This is a genomic window from Bradyrhizobium sp. AZCC 2289 (genome assembly GCF_036924615.1).
Taxonomy (GTDB): domain Bacteria; phylum Pseudomonadota; class Alphaproteobacteria; order Rhizobiales; family Xanthobacteraceae; genus Bradyrhizobium.
On record NZ_JAZHRY010000001.1, the window covers coordinates 764,589 to 785,363 of the forward strand.

Annotated in this window: 21 protein-coding genes; 8 read left to right on the forward strand and 13 right to left on the reverse strand. The window is 64.3% G+C overall.

All coding sequences use genetic code 11. The annotated features are described in order from the left end of the window. Nucleotides 1-32: 32 nt before the first annotated feature. Nucleotides 33-323 (reverse strand): hypothetical protein, encoded by a 291-nt coding sequence (locus V1289_RS03970; RefSeq protein ID WP_334395718.1) that lies wholly within the window; start codon nt 321-323, stop codon nt 33-35. Nucleotides 324-657: 334 nt separating this feature from the next. On the opposite strand from V1289_RS03970, the gene V1289_RS03975 reads away from it, so the two are divergent. Further along, entirely contained in the window at nt 658-1,809 is a 1,152-nt protein-coding gene (locus V1289_RS03975; protein WP_334395719.1) for an aminotransferase class V-fold PLP-dependent enzyme, read from the forward strand. 25 nt (nt 1,810-1,834) lie between these two features. On the opposite strand, the gene V1289_RS03980 is transcribed toward V1289_RS03975, so the two are convergent. From V1289_RS03980 to V1289_RS04005, 6 genes are all read right to left on the reverse strand, one after another. Further along, nucleotides 1,835-2,851, reverse strand: a complete 1,017-nt coding sequence (locus V1289_RS03980) for a 4-hydroxythreonine-4-phosphate dehydrogenase PdxA (RefSeq protein WP_334395720.1) — start codon at nt 2,849-2,851, stop codon at nt 1,835-1,837. After that, a complete protein-coding gene (locus V1289_RS03985; RefSeq protein ID WP_334395721.1) occupies nt 2,848-4,380 on the reverse strand; it encodes a tripartite tricarboxylate transporter permease in 1,533 nt (510 codons plus the stop codon). Before V1289_RS03985 ends, V1289_RS03980 begins: the two co-directional genes overlap by 4 nt. Before the next feature lie 11 nt (nt 4,381-4,391). Next, nucleotides 4,392-4,859: a tripartite tricarboxylate transporter TctB family protein gene (locus V1289_RS03990; protein WP_334395722.1), complete on the reverse strand. Its 468-nt coding sequence runs from the start codon at nt 4,857-4,859 to the stop codon at nt 4,392-4,394. A 61-nt stretch (nt 4,860-4,920) separates the two neighbouring features. Then, nucleotides 4,921-5,913, reverse strand: a complete 993-nt coding sequence (locus tag V1289_RS03995; RefSeq protein ID WP_334395723.1) for a Bug family tripartite tricarboxylate transporter substrate binding protein — start codon at nt 5,911-5,913, stop codon at nt 4,921-4,923. A 49-nt stretch (nt 5,914-5,962) separates the two neighbouring features. Next, nucleotides 5,963-7,234, reverse strand: coding sequence for a CaiB/BaiF CoA transferase family protein (locus tag V1289_RS04000; RefSeq protein WP_334395724.1), 1,272 nt, complete (start codon nt 7,232-7,234; stop codon nt 5,963-5,965). A gap of 8 nt (nt 7,235-7,242) precedes the next feature. Next, complete coding sequence (locus tag V1289_RS04005) at nt 7,243-8,040, reverse strand: enoyl-CoA hydratase/isomerase family protein (protein ID WP_334395725.1); 798 nt, start codon at nt 8,038-8,040, stop codon at nt 7,243-7,245. Between the two features lie 124 nt (nt 8,041-8,164). Here V1289_RS04005 and V1289_RS04010 point away from each other — a divergent pair, with 124 nt between their 5' ends. The 4 genes from V1289_RS04010 to V1289_RS04025 all read left to right on the forward strand — a co-directional run bounded on the left by V1289_RS04010 (nt 8,165) and on the right by V1289_RS04025 (nt 10,471). Further along, nucleotides 8,165-8,842, forward strand: coding sequence for a GntR family transcriptional regulator (locus tag V1289_RS04010; RefSeq protein WP_334395726.1), 678 nt, complete (start codon nt 8,165-8,167; stop codon nt 8,840-8,842). A gap of 133 nt (nt 8,843-8,975) precedes the next feature. Continuing rightward, nucleotides 8,976-9,410, forward strand: coding sequence for a hypothetical protein (locus V1289_RS04015; protein WP_334395727.1), 435 nt, complete (start codon nt 8,976-8,978; stop codon nt 9,408-9,410). 31 nt (nt 9,411-9,441) lie between these two features. Beyond that, nucleotides 9,442-10,122: a winged helix-turn-helix transcriptional regulator gene (locus V1289_RS04020; RefSeq protein ID WP_334395728.1), complete on the forward strand. Its 681-nt coding sequence runs from the start codon at nt 9,442-9,444 to the stop codon at nt 10,120-10,122. A gap of 58 nt (nt 10,123-10,180) precedes the next feature. Beyond that, on the forward strand, nt 10,181-10,471 hold the full coding sequence (locus V1289_RS04025; protein WP_309178119.1) for a hypothetical protein: 291 nt from the start codon (nt 10,181-10,183) through the stop codon (nt 10,469-10,471). A gap of 96 nt (nt 10,472-10,567) precedes the next feature. Here V1289_RS04025 and V1289_RS04030 read toward each other — a convergent pair whose 3' ends face one another. The 6 genes from V1289_RS04030 to fliL all read right to left on the reverse strand — a co-directional run bounded on the left by V1289_RS04030 (nt 10,568) and on the right by fliL (nt 17,742). Next, nucleotides 10,568-10,804: a hypothetical protein gene (locus V1289_RS04030; RefSeq protein ID WP_334395729.1), complete on the reverse strand. Its 237-nt coding sequence runs from the start codon at nt 10,802-10,804 to the stop codon at nt 10,568-10,570. An 80-nt stretch (nt 10,805-10,884) separates the two neighbouring features. Beyond that, nucleotides 10,885-14,697: a tetratricopeptide repeat protein gene (locus V1289_RS04035; RefSeq protein WP_334395730.1), complete on the reverse strand. Its 3,813-nt coding sequence runs from the start codon at nt 14,695-14,697 to the stop codon at nt 10,885-10,887. Nucleotides 14,698-14,801: 104 nt separating this feature from the next. Further along, entirely contained in the window at nt 14,802-15,596 is a 795-nt protein-coding gene (locus tag V1289_RS04040) for a MotE family protein (protein WP_334395731.1), read from the reverse strand. After that, nucleotides 15,593-16,030 carry a DUF6468 domain-containing protein gene (locus tag V1289_RS04045; RefSeq protein WP_334395732.1) on the reverse strand — a complete coding sequence of 146 codons (438 nt, stop codon included), beginning with the start codon at nt 16,028-16,030 and terminating at the stop codon, nt 15,593-15,595. The genes V1289_RS04040 and V1289_RS04045 overlap by 4 nt, the downstream gene beginning before the upstream one ends. Next, nucleotides 16,027-17,229 (reverse strand): flagellar motor switch protein FliM, encoded by a 1,203-nt coding sequence (gene fliM, locus V1289_RS04050; RefSeq protein WP_309178124.1) that lies wholly within the window; start codon nt 17,227-17,229, stop codon nt 16,027-16,029. The genes V1289_RS04045 and fliM overlap by 4 nt, the downstream gene beginning before the upstream one ends. Nucleotides 17,230-17,247: 18 nt before the next feature. Next, nucleotides 17,248-17,742 (reverse strand): flagellar basal body-associated protein FliL, encoded by a 495-nt coding sequence (gene fliL / locus V1289_RS04055; protein ID WP_334395733.1) that lies wholly within the window; start codon nt 17,740-17,742, stop codon nt 17,248-17,250. A 380-nt stretch (nt 17,743-18,122) separates the two neighbouring features. Between fliL and flgF the strand changes: the two genes are divergently transcribed. Genes flgF through flgA form a run of 3 tightly spaced genes read left to right on the forward strand, consistent with a single transcriptional unit; the run spans nt 18,123 to nt 20,775 of the window. Continuing rightward, complete coding sequence (flgF, locus tag V1289_RS04060; RefSeq protein WP_334395734.1) at nt 18,123-18,887, forward strand: flagellar basal-body rod protein FlgF; 765 nt, start codon at nt 18,123-18,125, stop codon at nt 18,885-18,887. Between the two features lie 16 nt (nt 18,888-18,903). Next, nucleotides 18,904-19,692: a flagellar basal-body rod protein FlgG gene (flgG, locus tag V1289_RS04065; protein WP_334395735.1), complete on the forward strand. Its 789-nt coding sequence runs from the start codon at nt 18,904-18,906 to the stop codon at nt 19,690-19,692. 9 nt (nt 19,693-19,701) lie between these two features. Then, on the forward strand, nt 19,702-20,775 hold the full coding sequence (gene flgA / locus V1289_RS04070) for a flagellar basal body P-ring formation chaperone FlgA (protein WP_334395736.1): 1,074 nt from the start codon (nt 19,702-19,704) through the stop codon (nt 20,773-20,775).

A 20,775-nucleotide genomic window follows, 5' to 3' on the forward strand; every position in this document is an offset into this window, starting at 1 on the left:
GTTGACGCGTTCCGGCGACGGAACCCGATCGCTCAGACCGGCTGTTCGCGCGCGTTATGGCTCATTCCGCGGGCGAGAACGCGGACCTGCCGCACCGGCCGGTTGAACAGGGTTTGCGCGATCCACGCGACTTTCTTCGAATAGTGCAGGTCGATCACCGCGGCACAATGTTCCGACGGCGACCAGGCCCGCAGTTCGTCGTCGACAACCTCCACGATCTCGAATCCAAGGAACACCTGGTCGTATACATGTTCCCCGAAAAACCGGTTGAGCTTCGCTTCAAACGCGAATTGGTCGATTTTCGTGGGACGGAAAGACGTCATGCGAGAACCCGGTAATGCAGCCCTATCCATAGGTAACCCCACAGGCAAAAAGGTTCTGGCATTGGGCCATGCAGGCGCCGCGTGGAATAACAGGCGGGCGCCGGCGTTAAACGCGGGTTTCGGCGGCCTTGCCGGGCTGGGCCGGTTCCCCGGGATCCAACCCACCGGCGGTGTCAGCGGTCGAAAAACAGCATCCTTGGAGTGCGTTCGCGGAGCGCTGCAGCCTATACCTGCCAATGTTCGACCTTGCCGACCAAGACAGCCAACCGGCGACCTCGGTGGCTGGCGCGGCCCGGATAGGTTATCAGGATCATATTGCAACCGAGAGACCGAAATGCTGCCGTCGCAACGCGAGCTGTTCGAGATACCGCGCCACATCTGCTACCTGAATTCGGCCTCCTACAGCCCGTTGCCGCGGCGAACGCTGGAAGCCGGCCGCGCCGCGGTCGGCCGCAAAGGGACGCCCTGGACACTCGACGCCGGCTTCGCCAATAGGCAGCATGAGCGCGCGCGGGCCGCCGCGGCGCGGCTGATCAATGCCGATCCCGCCGACATAGCCCTGATCCCCTCGATCAGTTACGGGGTGGCGACGGCCGCGAAGCTCGTGACCATCGCCCGCGGCACGCGAATCATCGTTCTGGAAAACGATCATTCCTCGCCGGTGCTGGAATGGCAGGCCCGGGCCGACGCGCAGGGTTTTGCCATCGAGACGATCCGCCAGCCCGGCGATGGCGACTGGACCTCGGCGGTGCTCGCGGCGATCGAACGCTCCGGTGCGCCGCCGGTCGGCTTGGCATCGATCTCATCAGTGCACTGGTCGGACGGCGGGCTGATCGATCTCGAAAAAGTGGCTGCGGCGCTGCGGCGGCAAGGCGCCCTCTTTCTGGTCGACGCAACGCAAAGTGCCGGCGTACTTCCGATGGAGGTAGGGCATCTCGACCCGGATTTTGTGCTGTTCCCGACCTACAAATGGCTGCTCGGCCCCTACGGCAGAGCGTTTGCCTACATTGCCAGGCGCCATCAAAACGGCATTCCGCTCGAGCAGACGGCGGCCGGCCGCCGTAACGTGCGCGCCGAGAACGACGTCTATTTCTCGGACCTCGGCTATGTCGGCGATGCGCGGCGCTTCGATATGGGCGAGCGCGACCATTTCATCTCAATGGAGATGGCGTCGATCGGCATGGAAATGATGGCCGAATGGGGTGCGACTACCGTCGCGCAACGCCTCGCCATGTTGACGGACCGGATCGCGGACGGCGTGCACGGTCTCGGCGTCAGCGTGCCGGCGCGTAATGTCAGGGCGCCGCATGTCCTGAGCCTTGGTTTCAAGGACGGGATGCCGGCGAAACTGATCGAGGGACTTGCAGCCGACGGCATCCACGTCGCGGCGCGGCTTGGCCGCATGCGCGTCGCGCCGCACGTTTACAACGACGAAGCCGACGCCGACCGCTTCGTTGCGGCGCTGGCCAGGCGGCTGCGGGGCTGATATCGCCCCCTCAACGTTGGCGGCGTCACGCCCGGCGCGCGTTGGCCATCTCGGCCGCAAGCAACACCGCCGCGCGGGTGGCTCCGATCGAGGCGGAGCCCTGGCCGGCGATATCATAGGCGGTGCCGTGCGCCGGCGTGCAGATCGGAAACGGAAAACCGCCCAGCAGCGTTACGCCGCGATCGAACCCCATCAGCTTCATCGCGATCTGGCCCTGGTCGTGATACATGGTCAACACCGCGTCGAAGGCGCCATTTTTCACACGCAGGAACACGGTATCGGCCGGAAACGGTCCTTCCGCGGCGATCCCCTCTTCCCTGCCGGCCATCACGGCGGGAGCGATGATGTCGATTTCCTCGCGGCCGAAATTGCCGCCGTCTCCGGCATGCGGGTTGAGCCCGGCGACCGCGATGCGGGGCTTGCTGAAACCGGCCCGGCGCATGCAGGCATCGGTCAGTTTCAGCGCCCGGCTGATCCGCTCAAAACTCAATTGCGACGACACGTCCTTGAGCGCGATATGCGAGGTGACGCGCGCATTCCAGATCTTGTCGAGCACGTTGAACTCGCTGGCCGGCGTTCGCAGTCCGACCACTTCGGAAGAGAACGCGATTTCGTCGTCATAACCGGAACGCGCCAGCCGCATCGCCTTCTTGTTGAAGGCCGTGAAGCACACGGCGTCGGCGTGGCCGTCGCGCGCCAGCGTCAGGGCATGCCGGTAATTCGCCAGCGCAAACGCGCCGCCCGCTTCGCAGGCGACGCCGCGTTCGACCGTGGCCGGGTCGAGATTGGCAAGATCCATGAACACCGCGCTGGCGTTGATCGACCGCGGGTCGGCATCCGGCATGGCATTGCCGAGATCGGGCTTTGTGCCCGCGACACGCGCCCCCTCGTCGAAGACGCGGCGATCGCCGATCACGATGACGCGCGCGCTGGCGCGGACCTCGTCGAGGGCTGTGAGCTTCGCGGTCAGCTCGGGGCTGATGCCGGCGGGATCTCCCATCGCGAGCGCGATAACCGGGCGGCGGCTGCCATCTGCGTTCATATGATCCGTATCTCCTCGGGCTTGGCTCGGTCGGGCACGGTTCCGCGCAGCATGCGCACGACCTGCAAAACGAGCGGAAGCAGCAGCAGCGCCACGCCGCCGACGACAAGGCTGGTCACCAGCCGGTTGGCGAAGAAAATCCCGAGCGAACCCTTTGACATCAACATCGATTGCCGGAAGGCATCTTCGGCCTTGTCGCCGATCACGATCGCCAGCACCAGCGGCGCCAACGGATAGGACAGCTTTTTGAAGAGGTAGCCGACCACGCCAAACCCGAGCATCAAGAGCACGTCGAGATAGGAGTTCGAGACCGAATAGGCGCCGACCGCGCAGATGATCACAATCAGCGGCGCGATGATGACGAAGGGAATCCGCATCAGGGCGGCGAAAACGGGAACGGTGAGCAGCACCAGCACGACGGCGACGATATTGCCGACATACATCGAGGCGATCAGGCCCCACACAAAATCCTTCTGATCGATGAACAGCATTGGCCCGGGATTGAGGCCCCAGATCATCAGGCCGCCCATCATGACGGCGGCGGTCGCCGAGCCGGGAATGCCGAGCGACAGCATCGGCAGCAACGCGCTGGTTCCGGCGGCGTGATCGGCGGTCTCCGGTGCGATGATGCCCTCGACTTCGCCGGTGCCGAAGTGTTTGCCGCGGCTCGAGAACCGCTTGGCGATGCCGTAGCTCATGAACGACGCCGCCGTCGGGCCACCCGGCGTGATCCCCATCCAGCAGCCGATCGCGGCGCTGCGCAGCAACGCGACGCCATGCCACGGCAGACGGCCCAGCGCACGGAATACTTCCCGCCACTCGATCTTCGACGACACCGCGCGGGCGTGAAATTCCTCCTCGACGGCGATCAGCAGTTCGCCGATACCGAACAGGCCCATCACGGCGACGACGAAGTTCACGCCTTTCACCAGTTCATCGATGCCCATGGTGAGCCGCACGCTGCCGGACACGGTATCGATGCCGATCGCGGCGATGGCGAAGCCGATCGCCAGCGCAACGATGGTCTTGGCCGGCGGCGCGCCGCCCATGCCGACGAAGCTGGCGAAAGCCAGGAAGTAGACCGCGAAATATTCCGCCGGTCCGAACGCCAGCGCAACCTTCGCTACCCAGGAGGCAAGAAAGGTAATCAGGATCACGCCGACCAGCGCGCCGAACGCCGCCGATCCGAACGCGGTGGCGAGGGCGGTCGTCGGTCGGCCGTCGCGCGCCATCGGATAACCGTCGAAGGTGGTCGCGACCGATGACGGCTCGCCGGGAATATTGAACAGGATCGACGTCACCGAGCCGCCGAACAGCGCGCCCCAATACATGCTGGACAGCAGGATGATCGCCGAGACCGGCTGCATGCCGAAGGTCAGCGGCAGCAACAGCGATACGCCGTTCGGCGCACCGAGGCCCGGCAGCACGCCGACCAGAATTCCGAGCAGCACGCCGATCACCATCAGCGCCAGATGCGGCAGCGTGATCGCGATGGTGAAGCCGTGCAGCAGCAGATCGATGTTTTCCATCGCCGCCCCCGTCAGAAGCCAAGCGCGGCGGCGAGCGCGCCGTGCGGCAGCGTCACCAGGAACAGGCGCTCGAACACGACGTAGAGCGCGACCGGCGTTATGGCGGCGATGACGAGCGAGCGGAGCAGCGACTGATGCTTCGGCAGCGCCAGTACGGCGAACATATAGCCCGCGGAAGCCAGATAGATGCCGATCGCCGGAATGACGCCGATAAAGATCGCGGCCGGAATGAACAACGCCGCCAGGCGACGCAGATCGGAGCGCGAGACCACCACGGCGGCCCCCGTCAGCGCGCCGCGTCCGAGATTGTAAAGGCTGCCGAGAACGATGATGACCCCGGCCAGGAACGGAAACGTGCCGGAATCGACCCCCGCCGTGGACCAGCCGATGCCGTTGTCGATGCTCGAGACGGCGACCGCGAGACCGAAGCTCCCGGTCAGCGCCGCCGTCGAAACCTCGAGCACCCGTCGCGATATCATTGGTACCTCCCGCCGCGCATCAGGCCGCGGCCCGATGCTTCACCGCAGCGCCCCGCTTCGTTCACTTGACGAGCCAGCCCTGCTCGGCCGCCACCTGCTTCAGATGCTCGAGGTCCTCCTTGATGAATTTGTCGAACGCATCGCCGCTGAGGAATGTGTCGACCTGCGAGGATTTCTCGATGTAGTCCTTCCACTCCGGCGTCGCCTGAACCTTCTTCATGAGATCCTGATAGAACGCGGTCTGATCGGCGCTGACCTTGCCCGGCAGCCATACCGTGCGCGGCTGCTCGTACTGGGAGATGGCGAGGCCTTGCTCGACGCAGGTTGGAATGTCGCTCCAGCCTTCGGTCGCGGTGATCTTCGGCCCCTGCGGCAACCGCTTCGGGCTGAAGGCGCAGAGCGGGCGCTGCGTGCCGCCGCGCCACTGTCCAAGGCTTTCGCTCGGATTATTGACGTGGGAGTCGATGTGGCCGCCGGCCAGTTGCACCGCGGCCTCGGCGCCGCTCTTGAAGGGAATGTAGGTGAACTTCACGTGCGCGGCCTTCTCGATCAGGCGGGTGAGCACTTCGTCGGTATCCTTTGACTGCGCGCCGCCCATCTTGAAATCGCCCGTGGCCGCCGCCTTGAGAAAGTCCGTGGCAGTCTTGTAGGGCGCATCCTGTTTCACCCAGAGCAGGAACTCGTCCTGCGCCATCGCCGCGATCGGCGTGAGATCGGTGTAGTTGAACGCAACCTTGGACACCAACGGCTGCTGCCAGGCGTTCGAGGTGCCGAAGATCACCTTGTAGGGATCGCCGGCCGAGGCCTTGCCATAGACGTAACCTTCGGCGCCGCTGCCGCCGGCCTTGTTGACGACCACCACCGGCTGATCGGTCAGTTTGTATTTGGTGACGATGTTCTGCACGGCGCGGGCAAGATTGTCGGTGCCGCCGCCCGGCCCCGCCGTCGCCACGAACTCAATCGGTTTCTGCGGTTGCCAGGCTGCGCAAGCAGGCGCCGCGCCGGCGAGCAGGATCGCGGCCGTGGACAACAGAAGTCTTGACGTGATGTTCATGTTTCCCCCGTCTCGTTGTTTTTTTAAGAAGAGTATGTTGGACTGTCGATCAGGCGACCTGCTGGCCGGCCTTGCGGCTGACGGAAGCGGCAACGACCGCTCCTTCCCTTTCTAGCGCTTCGATTTGCTTTTCGTCGAAACCGTATTCGCGCAAGACTTCGCGCGTATGCTCGCCATAGACCGGCGCGCCCGAGCGCACCTTGCCCGGCGTCGCCGAGAACTTGACCGGGAGGCCGATGGTCTTGACCGGTCCGATCGTCGAATGCTCGACCTCAACCACCATCTCGCGCGCCAGCGTCTGCGGATCCTCGAGCGCCTGCAGCATGTCGTGAACGGGACCGCAGGGCACGCCTTTCTCCTCGAGCGCGGCCAGCCAATGCGCCCTGGTGCGGGTCCGGAAATGCCGGCTCAACACCGCTTCGAGTTCGGCAAGATGCGCCATGCGGTCGGAGCCGTTCACAAAGCGCGGATCGGATGCCAGTTCCGGCGCGCCGAGCGCCTCCAGCATCAATAGCCAGTGCTTCCTGTTGGCGCCGCCGACCACGAGCCAGCCGTCCGACGCCTCGAAAGCCTGGTAAGGCGCGTTCAATGGATGCGCCGAGCCCATGGCGCGCGGCGCTACATTGGTCGCGAGCGCAATCGTCGACTGCCAATAGGTCTGAACCAGCGCCGCCTCGTAGAGCGAGGTCTCGACCCATTGGCCTTCGCCGGTCTTCAGCCGATGCGCGTAAGCGGCGAGGATGCCCATGCTCGCCAAAAGCCCGGCGGTGATATCCGACAAGGGCGGCCCGCATTTCACCGGCGGCCCGTCCGGACGTTCGCCGGTGAAGCTCATGATGCCGCTCATCGCTTGCGCGACCAGATCGAAACCGCGGCGATCCTTGTAGGGACCGGTGCGGCCGAAACCCGACAGCGAACAATAGATCAGCGCCGGAAAATCCTTGTGCAGCTCCTCGTAGCCGAAGCCGAGCCGCTCCATCGCCCCCGGCGCGAAATTCTCCACCAGGACGTCCGCGTCGGCGATCAACCGCCGCAGTACGGCCTTGCCGCCCGCCGTCTTCAAATCGAGCACGATGCCGCGCTTGTTGCGGTTCATCATCAAGAAGGATGCGGCCTCGTCGCCGATCTTCGGCGGGATCGAATGCCTGGTATCGTCGCCGTTCGGCGATTTTTCGATCTTGATGACGTCGGCGCCCATATCGGCCAGCATCAGGGTGCAGGTCGGGCCGGCCATCACATGGGTGAGATCGACCACCTTGAGGCCGGCAAGCGGCCCCGTAGCGCCCGCACGGGAACGGCTGTTGTCGTTGCGGGTCGGCATGTGCCCTCCTACTCGCCGCGCCATTGCGGCGCGCGCTTGGTGAGAAACGCATCGAGGCCTTCGCGGAAGTCCCGGCTCATGTAGCACATCAGGATCAGGTCCTCGCCTTCGTCCTGCGTAAGCCGTTTTTGCAATCGCGCCACCGCGTGCTTGGTTGCGCTGAGAGTCAGCGGCGCGTGGCTTGCGACAAGCCGGGCGACTTCATCGGCACGCTTGTCGAGCGCCGCCAGATCGTCGACGACTTCGGTGAGAAGGCCGACCGAGGCCGCCTCCTCCGCCCCGACGAGCCGCGCCGTGAAAATCAGATCTTTCACCCGCGCCGGACCGATCAGCGCCGTGAGACGGCTGATACTCGACATCGACAGGCAGTTGCCGAGCGTCCGCGCGATGGGAAATCCGATCCGGGTGTTCGCGGTGCCGACGCGCAGGTCGCAGGTGGCCGCGATGGCTGCACCGCCGCCGGTGCAGGCGCCGGTGATCGCAGCGATGGTCGGCACCCGGCATTGTTCGAGGGTCGTGAGCACGCGATCGATGCGACGCTCATACGCGATCCCGTCCTGCGGCGTCTCGAACGCGCGGAACTGGTTGATGTCGGTGCCGGCGGCGAAGGCTTTATCGCCGGCGCCCCGCAGCACGAGGACCTTGATGGCGCGGTCCGTGTTGGCCCGATCGCAGATCTCGGCGAGGCGTTCATACATTTCGAAGGTGAAAGCGTTCCTGGCCTGCGGGCGATTGAAAACGATCCGGCCGATGCCGTCGTCGAGCGTGAAGAGGAGATCCTCCTGCTCGGCCAGTTGCTGGTTCATTCCCAAGGCTCCCTTTTCTAGTTTTTACAATTTTGAATGCAAAATTCGGGTTTATCAAGCTAGAACTTTCGGATTACTGATGTTATTGACTATTTTGAATTCAAAAAAGAGGATCGACGGAACAATGCTGCATGAGGAGGTCGTGGGCCGGATCCGCGCGATGCTGCTCGAAGGCGAAATTCCGCCGGGGGCGCGGATTCCGGAACGCGACCTCTGCGAGAAGCTGCAAATTTCGCGCACGCCGCTGCGCGAAGCGCTCAAGGTGCTCGCCGCCGAAGGCCTCGTCCAACTCCTGCCCAACCGTGGCTCGCGCGCAGCCAGGCTGACCGACAAGGACATGCGCGACCTGTTCGAGGTCTGCCAGGGCCTCGAGGCCCTGGCCGGCGAACTCGCCAGCGAACGCATCACGGATGCGGAGATCGCCGCAGTCGCCGCCACCCACGCCGCGATGGCGCAGCACTACCAAAACAACGATCTGCTGCAGTACTACCGCTGCAACCGCGCCATCCACGAGGCCATCGTCACCGCCGCCGGCAACCCGGTACTATCGGGACTTTATGAATCGGTGACCGCGCGCATCCGCCGCGCCCGCTATGTGACCCCGATGACGCCGCCGCGCTGGGCGTTGGCGCTTAGGGAGCACGAGGCGATCCTGAATGCGCTGCAGCGCCGCGACGGAGTCGGGCTGGCGCACATCCTGCGTGCGCATCTTCGTCACAAGCGCGAAGAAGTCTTGCAAGCGGGTTTTGCGGAAACGGAAAACCCGGGCGTTGCTCGGGCGCCGCTGCTGCAACCGGCTTGATGCGCAACCTATGAGCGAGGCTCCGCCGTCACACTCGTCGGCGTGAGTTCACGGTTCTCGGATGCCGCCGAACGATTGACTCCAAATTATGTAGTGCGTACTATAGAAAATGTAGTCTAGCTTGGAGCAGCCAATGACGATTGCCCCTGACACCACGCACCCGGCGAGTGCGCGCGGCTTGTGGCTCGGTATCGCCGCCTACCTCATCCCCACCTTTCCGATTGCATATGTTTGGCACCTCGTTCTGTTCGAGCCGCAATACCATGCACTTCACATCTACCGTGCCGATCCGATCATCCCCTTCGGGTTGGCTTCGATGATGATCCAGGCCGTCATCTTCTCGTGGGTTTTCCCCCGTGTGTTTGCCGGTCATCGCGATTCGATCCTGAAAGATGGGCTGCTGTACGGACTGGGTGCCGGCTTGTTATCGTGGTCATTCACGACACTGGCGGTTGCGGCAAAACACCCGATGGCTTCGATCTCGGACTATGTGCTTCTCGAAACCGCCTTCACGATCCTGCAGTTCCTGGTCGTGGGACCCCTGACCGCCCTTGCCCAACGAAATTGATACTGGAGGCTGACACGACGATTTTTCAGCCATGAGCAATATCCACTACCCGCAGTTTTGCGCGCTCGCCCGGGCCGCGGAGCTCATTGGCGAGCGTTGGACGTTGCTGATCATCAGAGAGCTTCTTCTTGGGCCGAAGCGGTTTGGCGATCTCCTGGATCACCTTGACGGGATGAGCCCGACTTTGCTGACGGCGCGTCTCACGGCTTTGATCGACAGCAATGTGGTTCGCCGGATCACTTTGCCGAGGCCGGTCAATGCACAGCTCTATGAACTGACCGATATCGGTCGCGAGATTCAACCAGCAATACGGGAATTGATCCGCTGGGGAGGCCGCTTTCTGTTTCCGCCGGTGCCCGGGGACACGTTCGAGCCGGATTGGGTGCTGCTCGGCCTGGATGCCATCGCGAAGCGCACGCCGGTGCCCGAAATGAACGTCGGTCTGGTCGTGACGCATGGCAAGAAATCTGCCGGCTTTACCGTTGCGGGCGGCCAGAGCGGAACGGCTATCCAGAAGGGCATCACCGATTGCAAGGGAACGCTGGAAGCGCCGTTCGACGTCGTACTCCAGATCGTTGGCATGGGCGTGTCGCTCGATGATGCGATAGCGGCGAAGCGCGCGATGGTGAGTGGCTCGGCAGCGCTCGTTCGCAAGCTGCCGCAGCTGTTCGACCTCGCGGAACGCAGGCGTGGGATGATGACGAAGCAGTAGGCGGCGGAGCCAGCTGGAGGATTCCAGATCTTGTTCGACCAACATCAAGGAGAGGACAATGAAGAAGTTTATCTTGTTGCATTACGGATTTGAAAAGCCAACGCCGGAAATCATGGCGGCCTGGGGCAAGTGGTTCGAGGCAATGAAAGACAATATCATCGACATGGGCGGCCATTTCAGTCGGGGCCGAGAAATCTCGAAAGCCGGGACCAGGGACCTGCCACTGGGGCTTGAATCCATCACCGGCTTCACCACAGTGAAGGCAGATAGCCTTGATGACGCAGAGGAGATGGCGCGAGGCAATCCGTTCATATCGAGCATCAGGGTCTATGAAGTGATGTCGAAGTAGCCTTGCCCGCTCGCTAGCTTCTTCGGGCTGGTCGATGCCTGATCGCCGGTTCCAGACGCTTCGCGCAGAACTGCGGTCGGTAAGGCTGCGTGCCCCTCACCCCTCCACGTCATACTGCTTGCTGAGGTGGTCGCCGATCTGCACCAGCATCGCGACGCATTCGGGATAGCCGGGTTTGGCAACGGTTGCCGCATCGGCCTTGGCGCGGAATTCCCAGCTATCGCCGTCGGGGATCACCGAGATGACCATTCCATCCGGACAATCGGCGTGAACCTTCAATTCGGCTGCCGCCATCGCAATGACTTCGGCTTCGGTCTTGACTTGCTTGCTCATGGTGACGGCGTCCTCCCCAAAGTATTGTTCGCTACAGGTTGCCGCGTCGGCGGGCATCTGTCGAGGGGACGAAGGAAGCGCTATCGCGCCGCGCGGACCTGCTTCAATCCGACAATCGCCGGCAGGGAACCGGTGGGGACCGGGTCGGCTCTGGCTTCCGGCGGCAGCGGCGCGCGCGCGGTGGCGTCCGGGAAGCGGGTCTTCATTTCACGGACGAAGCCGTCCAGCGTATCGACGCTGGCGGCCATCTTGGCGATCTGGGCGAATTCGGCGCTGCTGGAGGTGGCCGGCTTGCTGGCAGTGTCGAACGCCAGCCGGTCCGCCTCGCCGATCATCAAGGGCGCGTATTTCTCCCGGAATCGCGCCAGGCCGATGGCATCTTCCGCCAGCGCATATCCGACCACGGCGCGGATCACGTCGCCCTTCTCAGCGGCGTTGAGCGGTGTGAAGTCGCGCCAGCGATCGGCATAGTACAATTCGATCTGTTCGGAGGCCTCGCGCCACTTCCGCGAGGCCCAGTAGATGTCGGAGCGCAGCCGGATCGCTTCGGGCCCGGTGATATTTGAGATGATGTCGAGCGCGAGATCGTGGCGCCCGACGTCGCTTTGCGCGCGTGCCTCCAGCAGCAGCCGCTGCTGCCGCAACTCGCCGGACAGATCCGCGATGCGGGTGGTGCGAAGGGCGGCGATCGCGCGGTCCGGCTTGCGATTGGTCAGATAGACCATCGCAAGCTTTGCCGCCACCTGCGCGCGCGCAGCCCCCTCCAGCCGCTTGTCGATCTGGTATTGCAACAGCTCGGCTGCCTGATCGAGCAGGTCGACCGCGACCAGCCGGTCCGCCAGCCGCCGGATCATCTCGTCGCCGCGCCGGCCGATCGGCGTCAGCTCGCGGTTTTCGTAGAACATGCCGAGCGCATCGATCGGCTTCATGTCCTCGCCCTTGGGGCTGAGATACAATTGCGCAAACAGCGCCGACGCCGCATCCTGGCCTTGCCGCGACAGTTCGGAATTCGGCTGCAGCCTTGTCGCGGTCCTGACCGCGGCGAACGATTCAGAATAGCGCCCGGTATCGGCATAGATGCGCGCCAGCGTCTGCAGCGTCTTCACCTCGATCCCGTCGCCGCGCCAGATCGCCGACAGCGTCTCCAGCTCGCGCAGGGCCTCGGCCTGGCCGAGTTCGCCGCGCTTCTGCCGTAGCAACACCTCGAGCAGCCTGCCTTCGGCCGCCGAAGGCCGGTCGGCGGAGTTGGTCGCGAACCTGTACTCATCGAGCGCGTCCTTGTCGTGTCCGAGCGCCTCGGCGAGCCGCCCGCGCAAAACCGCGACCGAAGGCTTCATCTCCTTGGGGACGCCGACCACTTCGAGCTCGCTGCGGCGGCGCGAGGCGCCGGCATAATCCTTCACTTCGAGCGATGCCCGCATCGCCTCCGCGGTCACGATGCGCTGCAACTCAAGCGGCAGCACCGCGATCGAGAATTCGGCGTTCTTGAACTTCTCGCGCGCATCCGCCCATTTGCCCTGGCGCGCAAAGGCCAGCGCCTGCCACAATTGGGAATCGTAGCCGTTTCCGATCGCCGGGTTGGCGAGATCCTTCAATCCCCCGTCCGGCCGGCCGATCAGGATGCCGGAGACCGCACGCACCATCATCACGCCGGCGTCCTCGGTCCCCTGCTTGGTCTCCGAGAGGATCAGATTGGCGAGGCCGTGGGCTTCCTCATACATCCCGTTCGCCATGTAGAAATCGGCAAGGTCGAGCCGGGCCTGCGAGCGCAGGTCGGGCGCGGCTGCGGCCGCAGCAGTGATCAACGCGTCCAGCCGCGCGAGAAATTTCTCCTCCCGGTTCTTGCGCCATTCGTTGACGTCGAACAGCGGACGGACCGCGGCGGTGGCGCGTTCGGCCGCGACGTCGGCCGATGACAGCGTGAGACCGCCCGGCCTGCCGAGCATGACCTTGTCGGCGCCGACCTCGGCGCTGACATCGTCGGAGTTCGGACGAACCACCACGCCGTGAACGGATTCCAGCAGCGACAGCTCGACGAAATCCTGCCGCTTGATGAAGCCGCGGGTCGGCGGCGGCGCGGTCACCACCCAGAGCATATCGCCGGCGTCGGGATCGACCAGCCGATGCAGCGTGCCGGGGTTCGCCAGCGGCACGCTGACATTGGCGCGCGCGGGGTCGGTGATGTTGCGGATCACCGTCAGCGGCAGCGGCGGCGTTTGCACCCGGTCGGCAAATGTCAGCGTCCAGCTCTCGCCGGTGGCGCGGTCGTCGCCGGTCAGCGACGGCATCTGCGGGCGGTTGAGACGAAACCGGATGGCCTGGCCTTTTTCCAGCGGCAACCGGCTGACGTCGCCGATGATCGCGCTGGCCTTGGCGCGGATCGGTTCGACATCGACGGGCCTGTTCGAATCGAACACCAACCACACGGTGTCGGCGCGGCGAAACATCGCCGCGGGCGTCGCCGCACCGAACGAAAACGTCACGCGAAATCCGTCGCTGTCCCGCCGCGCGTCGACGGCAACCGCTTTGCCGGTGCCGCGATTTTCGGCCGAACGTGGGGACGCAGCGGGCGGTATCTTTGACGGCGCGTCGGTCGCACGCGCCGGCGTTTCCTGGGCTGCCGGTGCAGGCTTCGCAGCCTCGTTTGCGGCGGCCTGCTTCTCCTCCACCCGATGCTCCGCTTTCAGCGCCTCCGGGGGAGCGGCCATCTCGGGCGCTGGCGAACCTTTCTCGGGCGCGGCCTTGTCCGCTGCAACCTTCTCGGCCGGGGGCGCGGTGTTCTCTGCCGCAGGCGCAGCCTGCTCCGCCGCGGGCGCTGCGTTGGCGGCCTGTTCGGGCTTGATCTCGATCTTCGCCTCCTCGGCGAACATCTCCGAGGTCACCGACGCGACCTGCGCCGGCTGTTGCGGCGGCATCGACTCCCTGGCCAGCCTGTCGCTGGCGGCCGGCGCCGGAGCGTGTGCAGCGGCCGGGGCGAGCGCCGCAATCGCGGCCGGCAATTCGGCCGCGGCGGACTTTTCGGCCTGCTGGAAGGCGACGTCGATGATGTAGTTCTTCTCCTCGCGGAACGAGTGGACGTCGACTTCACCGATCAGCGTGATGTCGACCGCCGAGGAATCGACATCGACCCGCTGGCTGATCGAGGCGATGTTCGGCGGCGCCGCCACCTTGGCATCCGCCAGATCGAAGGCCAGCACGCTGTTGAACTGCAATGTCAGCTTCTGGTCGTTGAGCACCGACGAAACATTGACGCCATCGGGCATTTCAAACACGAAGCGCACGAATGTCGGCTGCACCGAGGCGCGGACGCGAACCGGCGGCTTTCTCTTCGACGCCGCGGCCGCGCGCTGCAAGCGAAGCGCGCGTTCGGCAATTCGCGCCCGCTCTGACAATTCGCGAATGACTTCCTGCGGCAGCGAGGGCGGCGGGCCGGTCCAGCTGTCGGGCAGGAAGTCGACGAAGATCCGCTCGCCCGCGGTCATGGTGTTGACGGTCGCCCGGCGCTGTAGCGACAGCCGGATCGCGGAGCCGTCGGGATCGCGCCGTGCGGAACCGACATAGTCGGGCACCGCGTCCGACAATTTGTCGACCGGAATGTCCACCGGACGCTTGAACCGGATCACGATGATCGAACCGGCCGTGGTGACCTCGGATTCGACGTCTTCGGCGAGCTTCAGCACCAGCCGCGCGTAACCGCCGGCGGCCGAAAAACTCGCCTCGCCCTTGACCGGGTCTTGCCTGGCCAGATCCTGCGCCCGGCAAGGCAAGGACAGCGTCAAACCGGCGAGGACGAGGATGAACGACAGCGATGACGGCAGGCCGGCGCAATGCCTGGCCGTCCGCGCCAATGCGCGGCCCAGCGACCAGATTCCAGCGGCAGCCGTTCGCCCCATTCCAAAACTACTTTCAGCCTCAAGATACGGTCGCTGGCGAAGCGCCCTCGGCTTCGCGTTTGAATCTTGAATTGGCCGGCTTAAGGCTTTGTTAAATATCCGCGTTAATTGGACTTTTGCGACAGCATCTTGCCCTCGATCTTGGGCAGATCGGCACTGGAGGCGGAGCGGTCCGGATTGGCCCGGCGCGCCATCTCGACGGTCAGCCGCTCGGCGGCTTCCGGCTGCATCAGGCCGAGGATGTCGGACATCTTGCGCGGGGCGATCTGGGAGGCGATTTCGAACAGCACAGACATTTCCAGCCGGTCGAACACCTTGGCGGCGTCCTTCGGCTTCATGGCCTCATACATCGTGATGATGCCCTTCATGCGCGCGGCTTCGACTTCGGCCTTTTGTCCGGTCGCGGTCGTGATCCGCGCCTCGGTGGCCTTCATCTCCTCGACCCGCGACTCGATGCGTTTCTCGGCCGACTTGAGCAGGTTTTCCCTGATGTCGATTTCGCGGGCGCGCGTCTCCAGTTCCTGGCGCCGCGCCTGCAGCCGTTCGAGGATCGCCCGCTCCGACGGCGACACCCCCTGGGCCTGCTCGGGATACGCCAGCACGCCATCGGGCTTGGGCGCTTCGGCCACAGGTGCCGCGGGTTTCGGCGCCTCTTCCTTGGGCTTTTCGTGCACCGATCCGGTGATATCGGAATCGCCCTTCAGATCGTTCCTGGAATTTGCCTTGGGGCCGCCCGGAAAATTGATGGTTTCCTGTGCCCATGACTTTTGGGTCGAGTTCGGATCGTAGTCGAAGACATATCCTCCATCGAGCACCAGGCCGGCGATCTTCAGCACGGCAAGGCCGAAGACCGCGACCAGGACGACCGGAATAACGCGAATGTCACGGAAGGATTTCATGCGGCGAGGCCATCAGCCCTTCGGCGGTCGGAGAAGGCCTGTGCCGCCGCGGCGACCGCCTTGGCGGCCGAAACCTTCGGCGCCGCCTCAGCCGGCTCCGACGAGGGCCGCGCGGCGGCGGCGATCCTGGACAGCCGCCGGATCACGCCGTCGCCCTCGGCGAGCTGGTTCTTCAGATGCGCCGACATCTGCGCCGCGGCGGTCAGCTGGCTGCCGAGATTTTCGTTGACGTCGCGAACGGTATGCTTGAGGCCGCCGATCGCGCGCTCGGCGATTTCGGTCGCCGTGATCAGTTCACCGATCGTCGCTTTCAGCGAATGTTCGTCCGCCTTCAGGCGCTTGAGGCGGGCGTTGAGCAGCATGCAATAGCCGATCGTGAGCATCAGCAGCACCGCCACCAGGCTCTCGATCACAATTCCAAAGGAATGACTCATGGTGCCTCCATCAACTTGGTTTGCTCGTCGGCCTTCTCGAACATCGCGAAGGTGGTATTCGGCTTGCGCAACTGCTTGGTGACGCGAATGGCGACGCGATCGCCGACCCGGCCCATGCGGCCTTCGGTCAGGACGACGTTGCCGCAGCGAACCGAGACCAGCGCATCGGCGCGCATTTCCAGCGGCAGGGTGTCGCCGACCTTCAGCTTCATCAGCTGCTTCAGCGGGATATCGGCCTCGTACAGCACGGCATCGACCGCGATCTCGGCCTGCGCCACTTCGGTGGCGAAATGGCCTTCCCAGATCGGGTCGCGGCCGAATTTTTCGCCCATGAACATCTGCAACAGCACCGGCCGGATCGGCTCGATGGTCGCATAGGGCAGCAGCAGCTCGATATTGCCGCCGCGGTCTTCCATGTCGATGCGCAGCCGCACCAGGATCGCGGCGTTGGCCGGGCGGCTGATGGCGGCAAAGCGCGGATTGGTTTCCAGCCGGTCGATCGAGAACGTCACCGGCGACAACGGCCGGAACGCCTGCTCGGCGTCGGACAGCACGACCTCGACCAGCCGCTTGACCAGATTGGTTTCGATCGTGGTGTAGGGCCGGCCCTCGATCCGCATCGAGGTCTGGCCGCGGCGGCCGCCGAGCAGCACGTCGATGATCGAATAGATCAGGCTGGAATCGACGGTGGCGAGGCCGAAATTTTCCCACTCCTCGGCCTTGAACACGCAGAGCACCGCCGGCAGCGGGATCGAATTCATGTAGTCGCCGAACCGCACCGAGGTGATGCGGTCGAGCGAGACTTCGACGTTGTCGCTGGTGAAGTTGCGCAGGCTCGTGGTCATCAGCCGCACCAGGCGGTCGAACACGATTTCGAGCATCGGCAGACGCTCGTAGGACACCATCGCCGAATCGATGATGGCGCGGATGCCGGAATGGTCGTCGAGATTGACGTCGCCGACGGTGAAGCCGAGCAGATTGTCGATCTCCTCCTGCGACAGCACCCGCTCGCCGGAGTTCTTGTTGCCGAAATCGCGGCTGCCGTCCTCGACCATGGCGGCCCATTGCAGCGCCATGCTCTCGGAGAGTTCATTGGCCGCAGCCGCTTCCGCAGCCTCCGCCGGGTCCTCGGAATCCAGCGAGGCTTCCCATTGGGCGGCAATTGCGTCCTGATCGACCTGATCGTTGTTGCCAGCCATGATTCTACATCCGTCTCGTCACTGGACGAGAACTTCCTTGAACAGCACCGCGCTGACCTGATTGGGCGACACCGCCGAATTCACCCGCTTGGTCAGCTCTTCCTTGAGGCGAAACAGTCCGGCCGAACCGTTCAGATCGGACGGCCGCAATTCGCGCAAGTACGTCTGGAACAGATCGGTGACGCGCGGCAGCGACGGCTTGATGGACTCGGCCTGCTTCTCTTCCTTGACCTCGAGCACGATCTTCACTTTGAGATATTGCACCCGCTCGCCGGGCGCGCCGACCAGATTGACCATCATGTCCGGCACTTCGACAAAGGACGGCGGCTTCGGCGGCAGCGCTTCGGCATGCGCCTCCTCGCCGTGGCCGCCGCGCATGAAGAAGAACCAGCCCGCGCCGCTGCCGAGGATGACGACGAACCCCACCGCGGCGATCATCAGCTTGAGCTTGCCCTTTTTCGCAGACGCGCCTTCGGCGCCGTCGGCCGCGCCTTCCGCTTCGTTGTCCGCCATTGCCCCGCCCGCTCATCAGGAGAACGAACGCGATTGCCGCCTGCCGGGCTTTAGGACGCGATACAAATGCCGCCAGCGCATACGCGCTCTCTACCGGTGCAACGGTAGGGTAATAATGGTTAACGGAACCTTTCCATTGCCCTGTCACTAGGAAAAAACTGCCGGGCAAACATGGTCAACAAGACCTTTCTGCCGCCCTCGGTCTACCCCTGCAAAACACCCAAGCCGTTCAAACATCAGCATTTTCTCAATTGGCACGGCTTTCGCTCTGATGTTGGCGAACCCGGAGGCGCTTGGGAGAGCCCTCTTACGGTTTGCGAGATCCGAAAGCTGAGCTTGGGAGAGCCGCGCACGGATCGATTTGAAGGGGAGAACCACCGATGGAGAATACGCTTCTCGTCGGACTTTCGCGGCAGATGACGCTGGAACGGCAGATGGATGTCGTTGCCAACAACGTTGCGAACGTCAATACGTCAGGTTTCAAGGCCGACCGCTCGCTGTTCGAGGAATATCTGCGGTCGGGCGCGCATGAGGATAATTTCGCCTCCAGCGACCGCCGCGTCTCCTTCGTGCAGGACCGCGGCACCTTCCACGATTTCGCACCCGGCAATACCGAGCAGACCAAGAACCCGCTCGACGTCGCGATCGACGGCGCCGGCTTCCTGGTGGTGCAGACCCCGGCCGGCGAGCGCTACACCCGCGACGGCGGCCTGCAGATCAACAACCAGGGCCAGCTCGTCAACGCCGGCGGCAATCCCGTGCTCGGCACCTCCGGCCCGATCGTGTTCCAGCCGACCGACCATGACATCAGCATCGCCGCCGACGGCAACGTCACCGTGCAGGAAGGCATCAGCCGCACCGACTCGGTCCGCGGCAAGCTGCGGATGGTGAGCTTTGCCGATGCGCAAAAGCTGCTGAAGGAAGGCTCCAACCTCTATTCGGCCGGCACCGGCACCGCCGCCCAGGCCGACACCGCCTCGCGCGTGCGCCAGGGCTTTGTCGAAAAATCGAACGTCAATTCGGTGACCGAGATGAGCCGGATGATCGAGATCACGCGCACCTACACCCAGATTTCGTCGCTGCTGCAGCAGCAGAGCGATTTGCACAAATCCGCCATCGAGAAACTCGCCGACGTTCCGGCGTAAGTGAAGGAATAGACCGATGCGCGCTCTCTACACCGCAGCGACCGGAATGGCGGCACAGGAACTCAACGTTCAGGTGATCTCCAACAACATCGCCAACCTGCGCACCACCGGCTACAAGAAGCAGCGCGCGGCGTTCCAGGATCTGATCTACGACCATGTGCGCCGGGTCGGCGCGCAGGCCTCCGACCAGGGCACCATCCTGCCGGTCGGCGTCGACATCGGCGGCGGCGTCAAGACCGTCGGCACGCCGCGGCTGATGAGCCAGGGCACGCTGTCGGCGACCGGCAACGATCTCGACATCGCGGTCCGCGGCGAAGGCTTCTTCAAGATCCAGATGCCGGACGGCACCTTCGCCTACACCCGCGACGGCTCGTTCCAGATGGACGCCACCGGCCGCGTCGTCAACGCGCAGGGCAACCCGGTACAGCCGACCATCACGATTCCGCAGAACGCCTCCGGCATCACCATCAACGCGCAGGGCCAGCTCTCGGTGACGCTGCCGGGTTCGACCACGCCGACCCTGGTCGGCCAGATCGGCCTGACCCGCTTCATCAACAAGGCCGGCCTCAACCCGATCGGCGACAATCTGTTCACGGACACCCCGGCCTCCGGCACGCCGCAGGACGGCATCGCCAACACCGACGGCTTTGGCGACATGCAGCAGTCCAACCTCGAACAGGCCAATGTCGAAGTGGTCTCGGAAATCTCCGATCTGATCGCCGCCCAACGCGCCTACGAGATGAATGCAAAAGTCATCAGTGCGGCCGACCAGATGCTGCAATCCACTACTGCCCTGTTCCGCTGAGGAAAGCACATGATCGCCCGCTCGCTCCTCCTCTTAACCGCACTGCTCGCCGCCTCGGTAACCGCTGCCGCAGCCCAAACCCGCGACGACGTCATCGCAACCCCGGTGCTGCGCGCCAGCGTCACGGTTTCCGGCGATATCGTGCGGATCGGCGACATCATCGACAATGCCGGCAGCGCCGCGCAGATCGCGATCTATCGCGCGCCCGATCTCGGCACCACCGGCGCGCTGCAGGTCTCGCAGGTGCTGTCCGCATTGCGGGCGCATCAGGTGATCGGCGTCGACACGCGGGATCTCAAGGAGATTTCGGTGACGCGGCTCGCCCGCACGCTCGAGGGCAAGGACATCGAGAGCCAGGTCGCACATGCGCTGGAACGCAAGAACGGCCTCGGCGACGCCGCCAATCTGAGCCTGACCTTCGATCGCGATCCCGGCGATATCCGCCTCGACGCCTCCAACACCGGCAACCTGCAGGCGACTTCGGTGCGCTACGAACCGCGCAGCAGCCGCTTCGACGTCACGCTCGAAATATCGAACGAGACCGGTGCCGCACCGACCAAGCTGCGCTTTACCGGCACTGCGATCGAGACCGTGGAAGCCGCGGTGCTGGCGCGCAATGTCGAGTCCAAGGAAGTGCTGAAATCCTCCGACGTGGTGGTCGAGCGCCGGCCGAAGGCCGAAGTCGGCAGTGACGCCGCGACCCGCGACCGCGCCGTCGGCATGCAGGCGCGCCGCCAGCTTCGCGCCGGCCAGGCCTTGAGAATCGCCGATCTCGCCAAGCCGGATCTGGTGCAGCGCGACCAGAACGTCACGCTGATCTATGAGGCCGCCGGGCTCTACATCACCGTTCGCGGCAAGGCACAGGACAACGGCACCGAAGGCGACGTCGTCAGCGTCATGAACCTGCAGTCCAAGCGCACCGTGTCCGGCGTCGTCACCGGCCGCGGCCAGGTCTCGATTTCAGTCGCAACCCCACGCCCCGCGCCGGTCAGCGATGCCACCTCTTCGACGCTCGGCGCCGCCGAGCTTGCTGCCCCCGTCGCCGTCGCCAACGCCAGTTCAGTCGCTCCAAAAGCCGAGTAA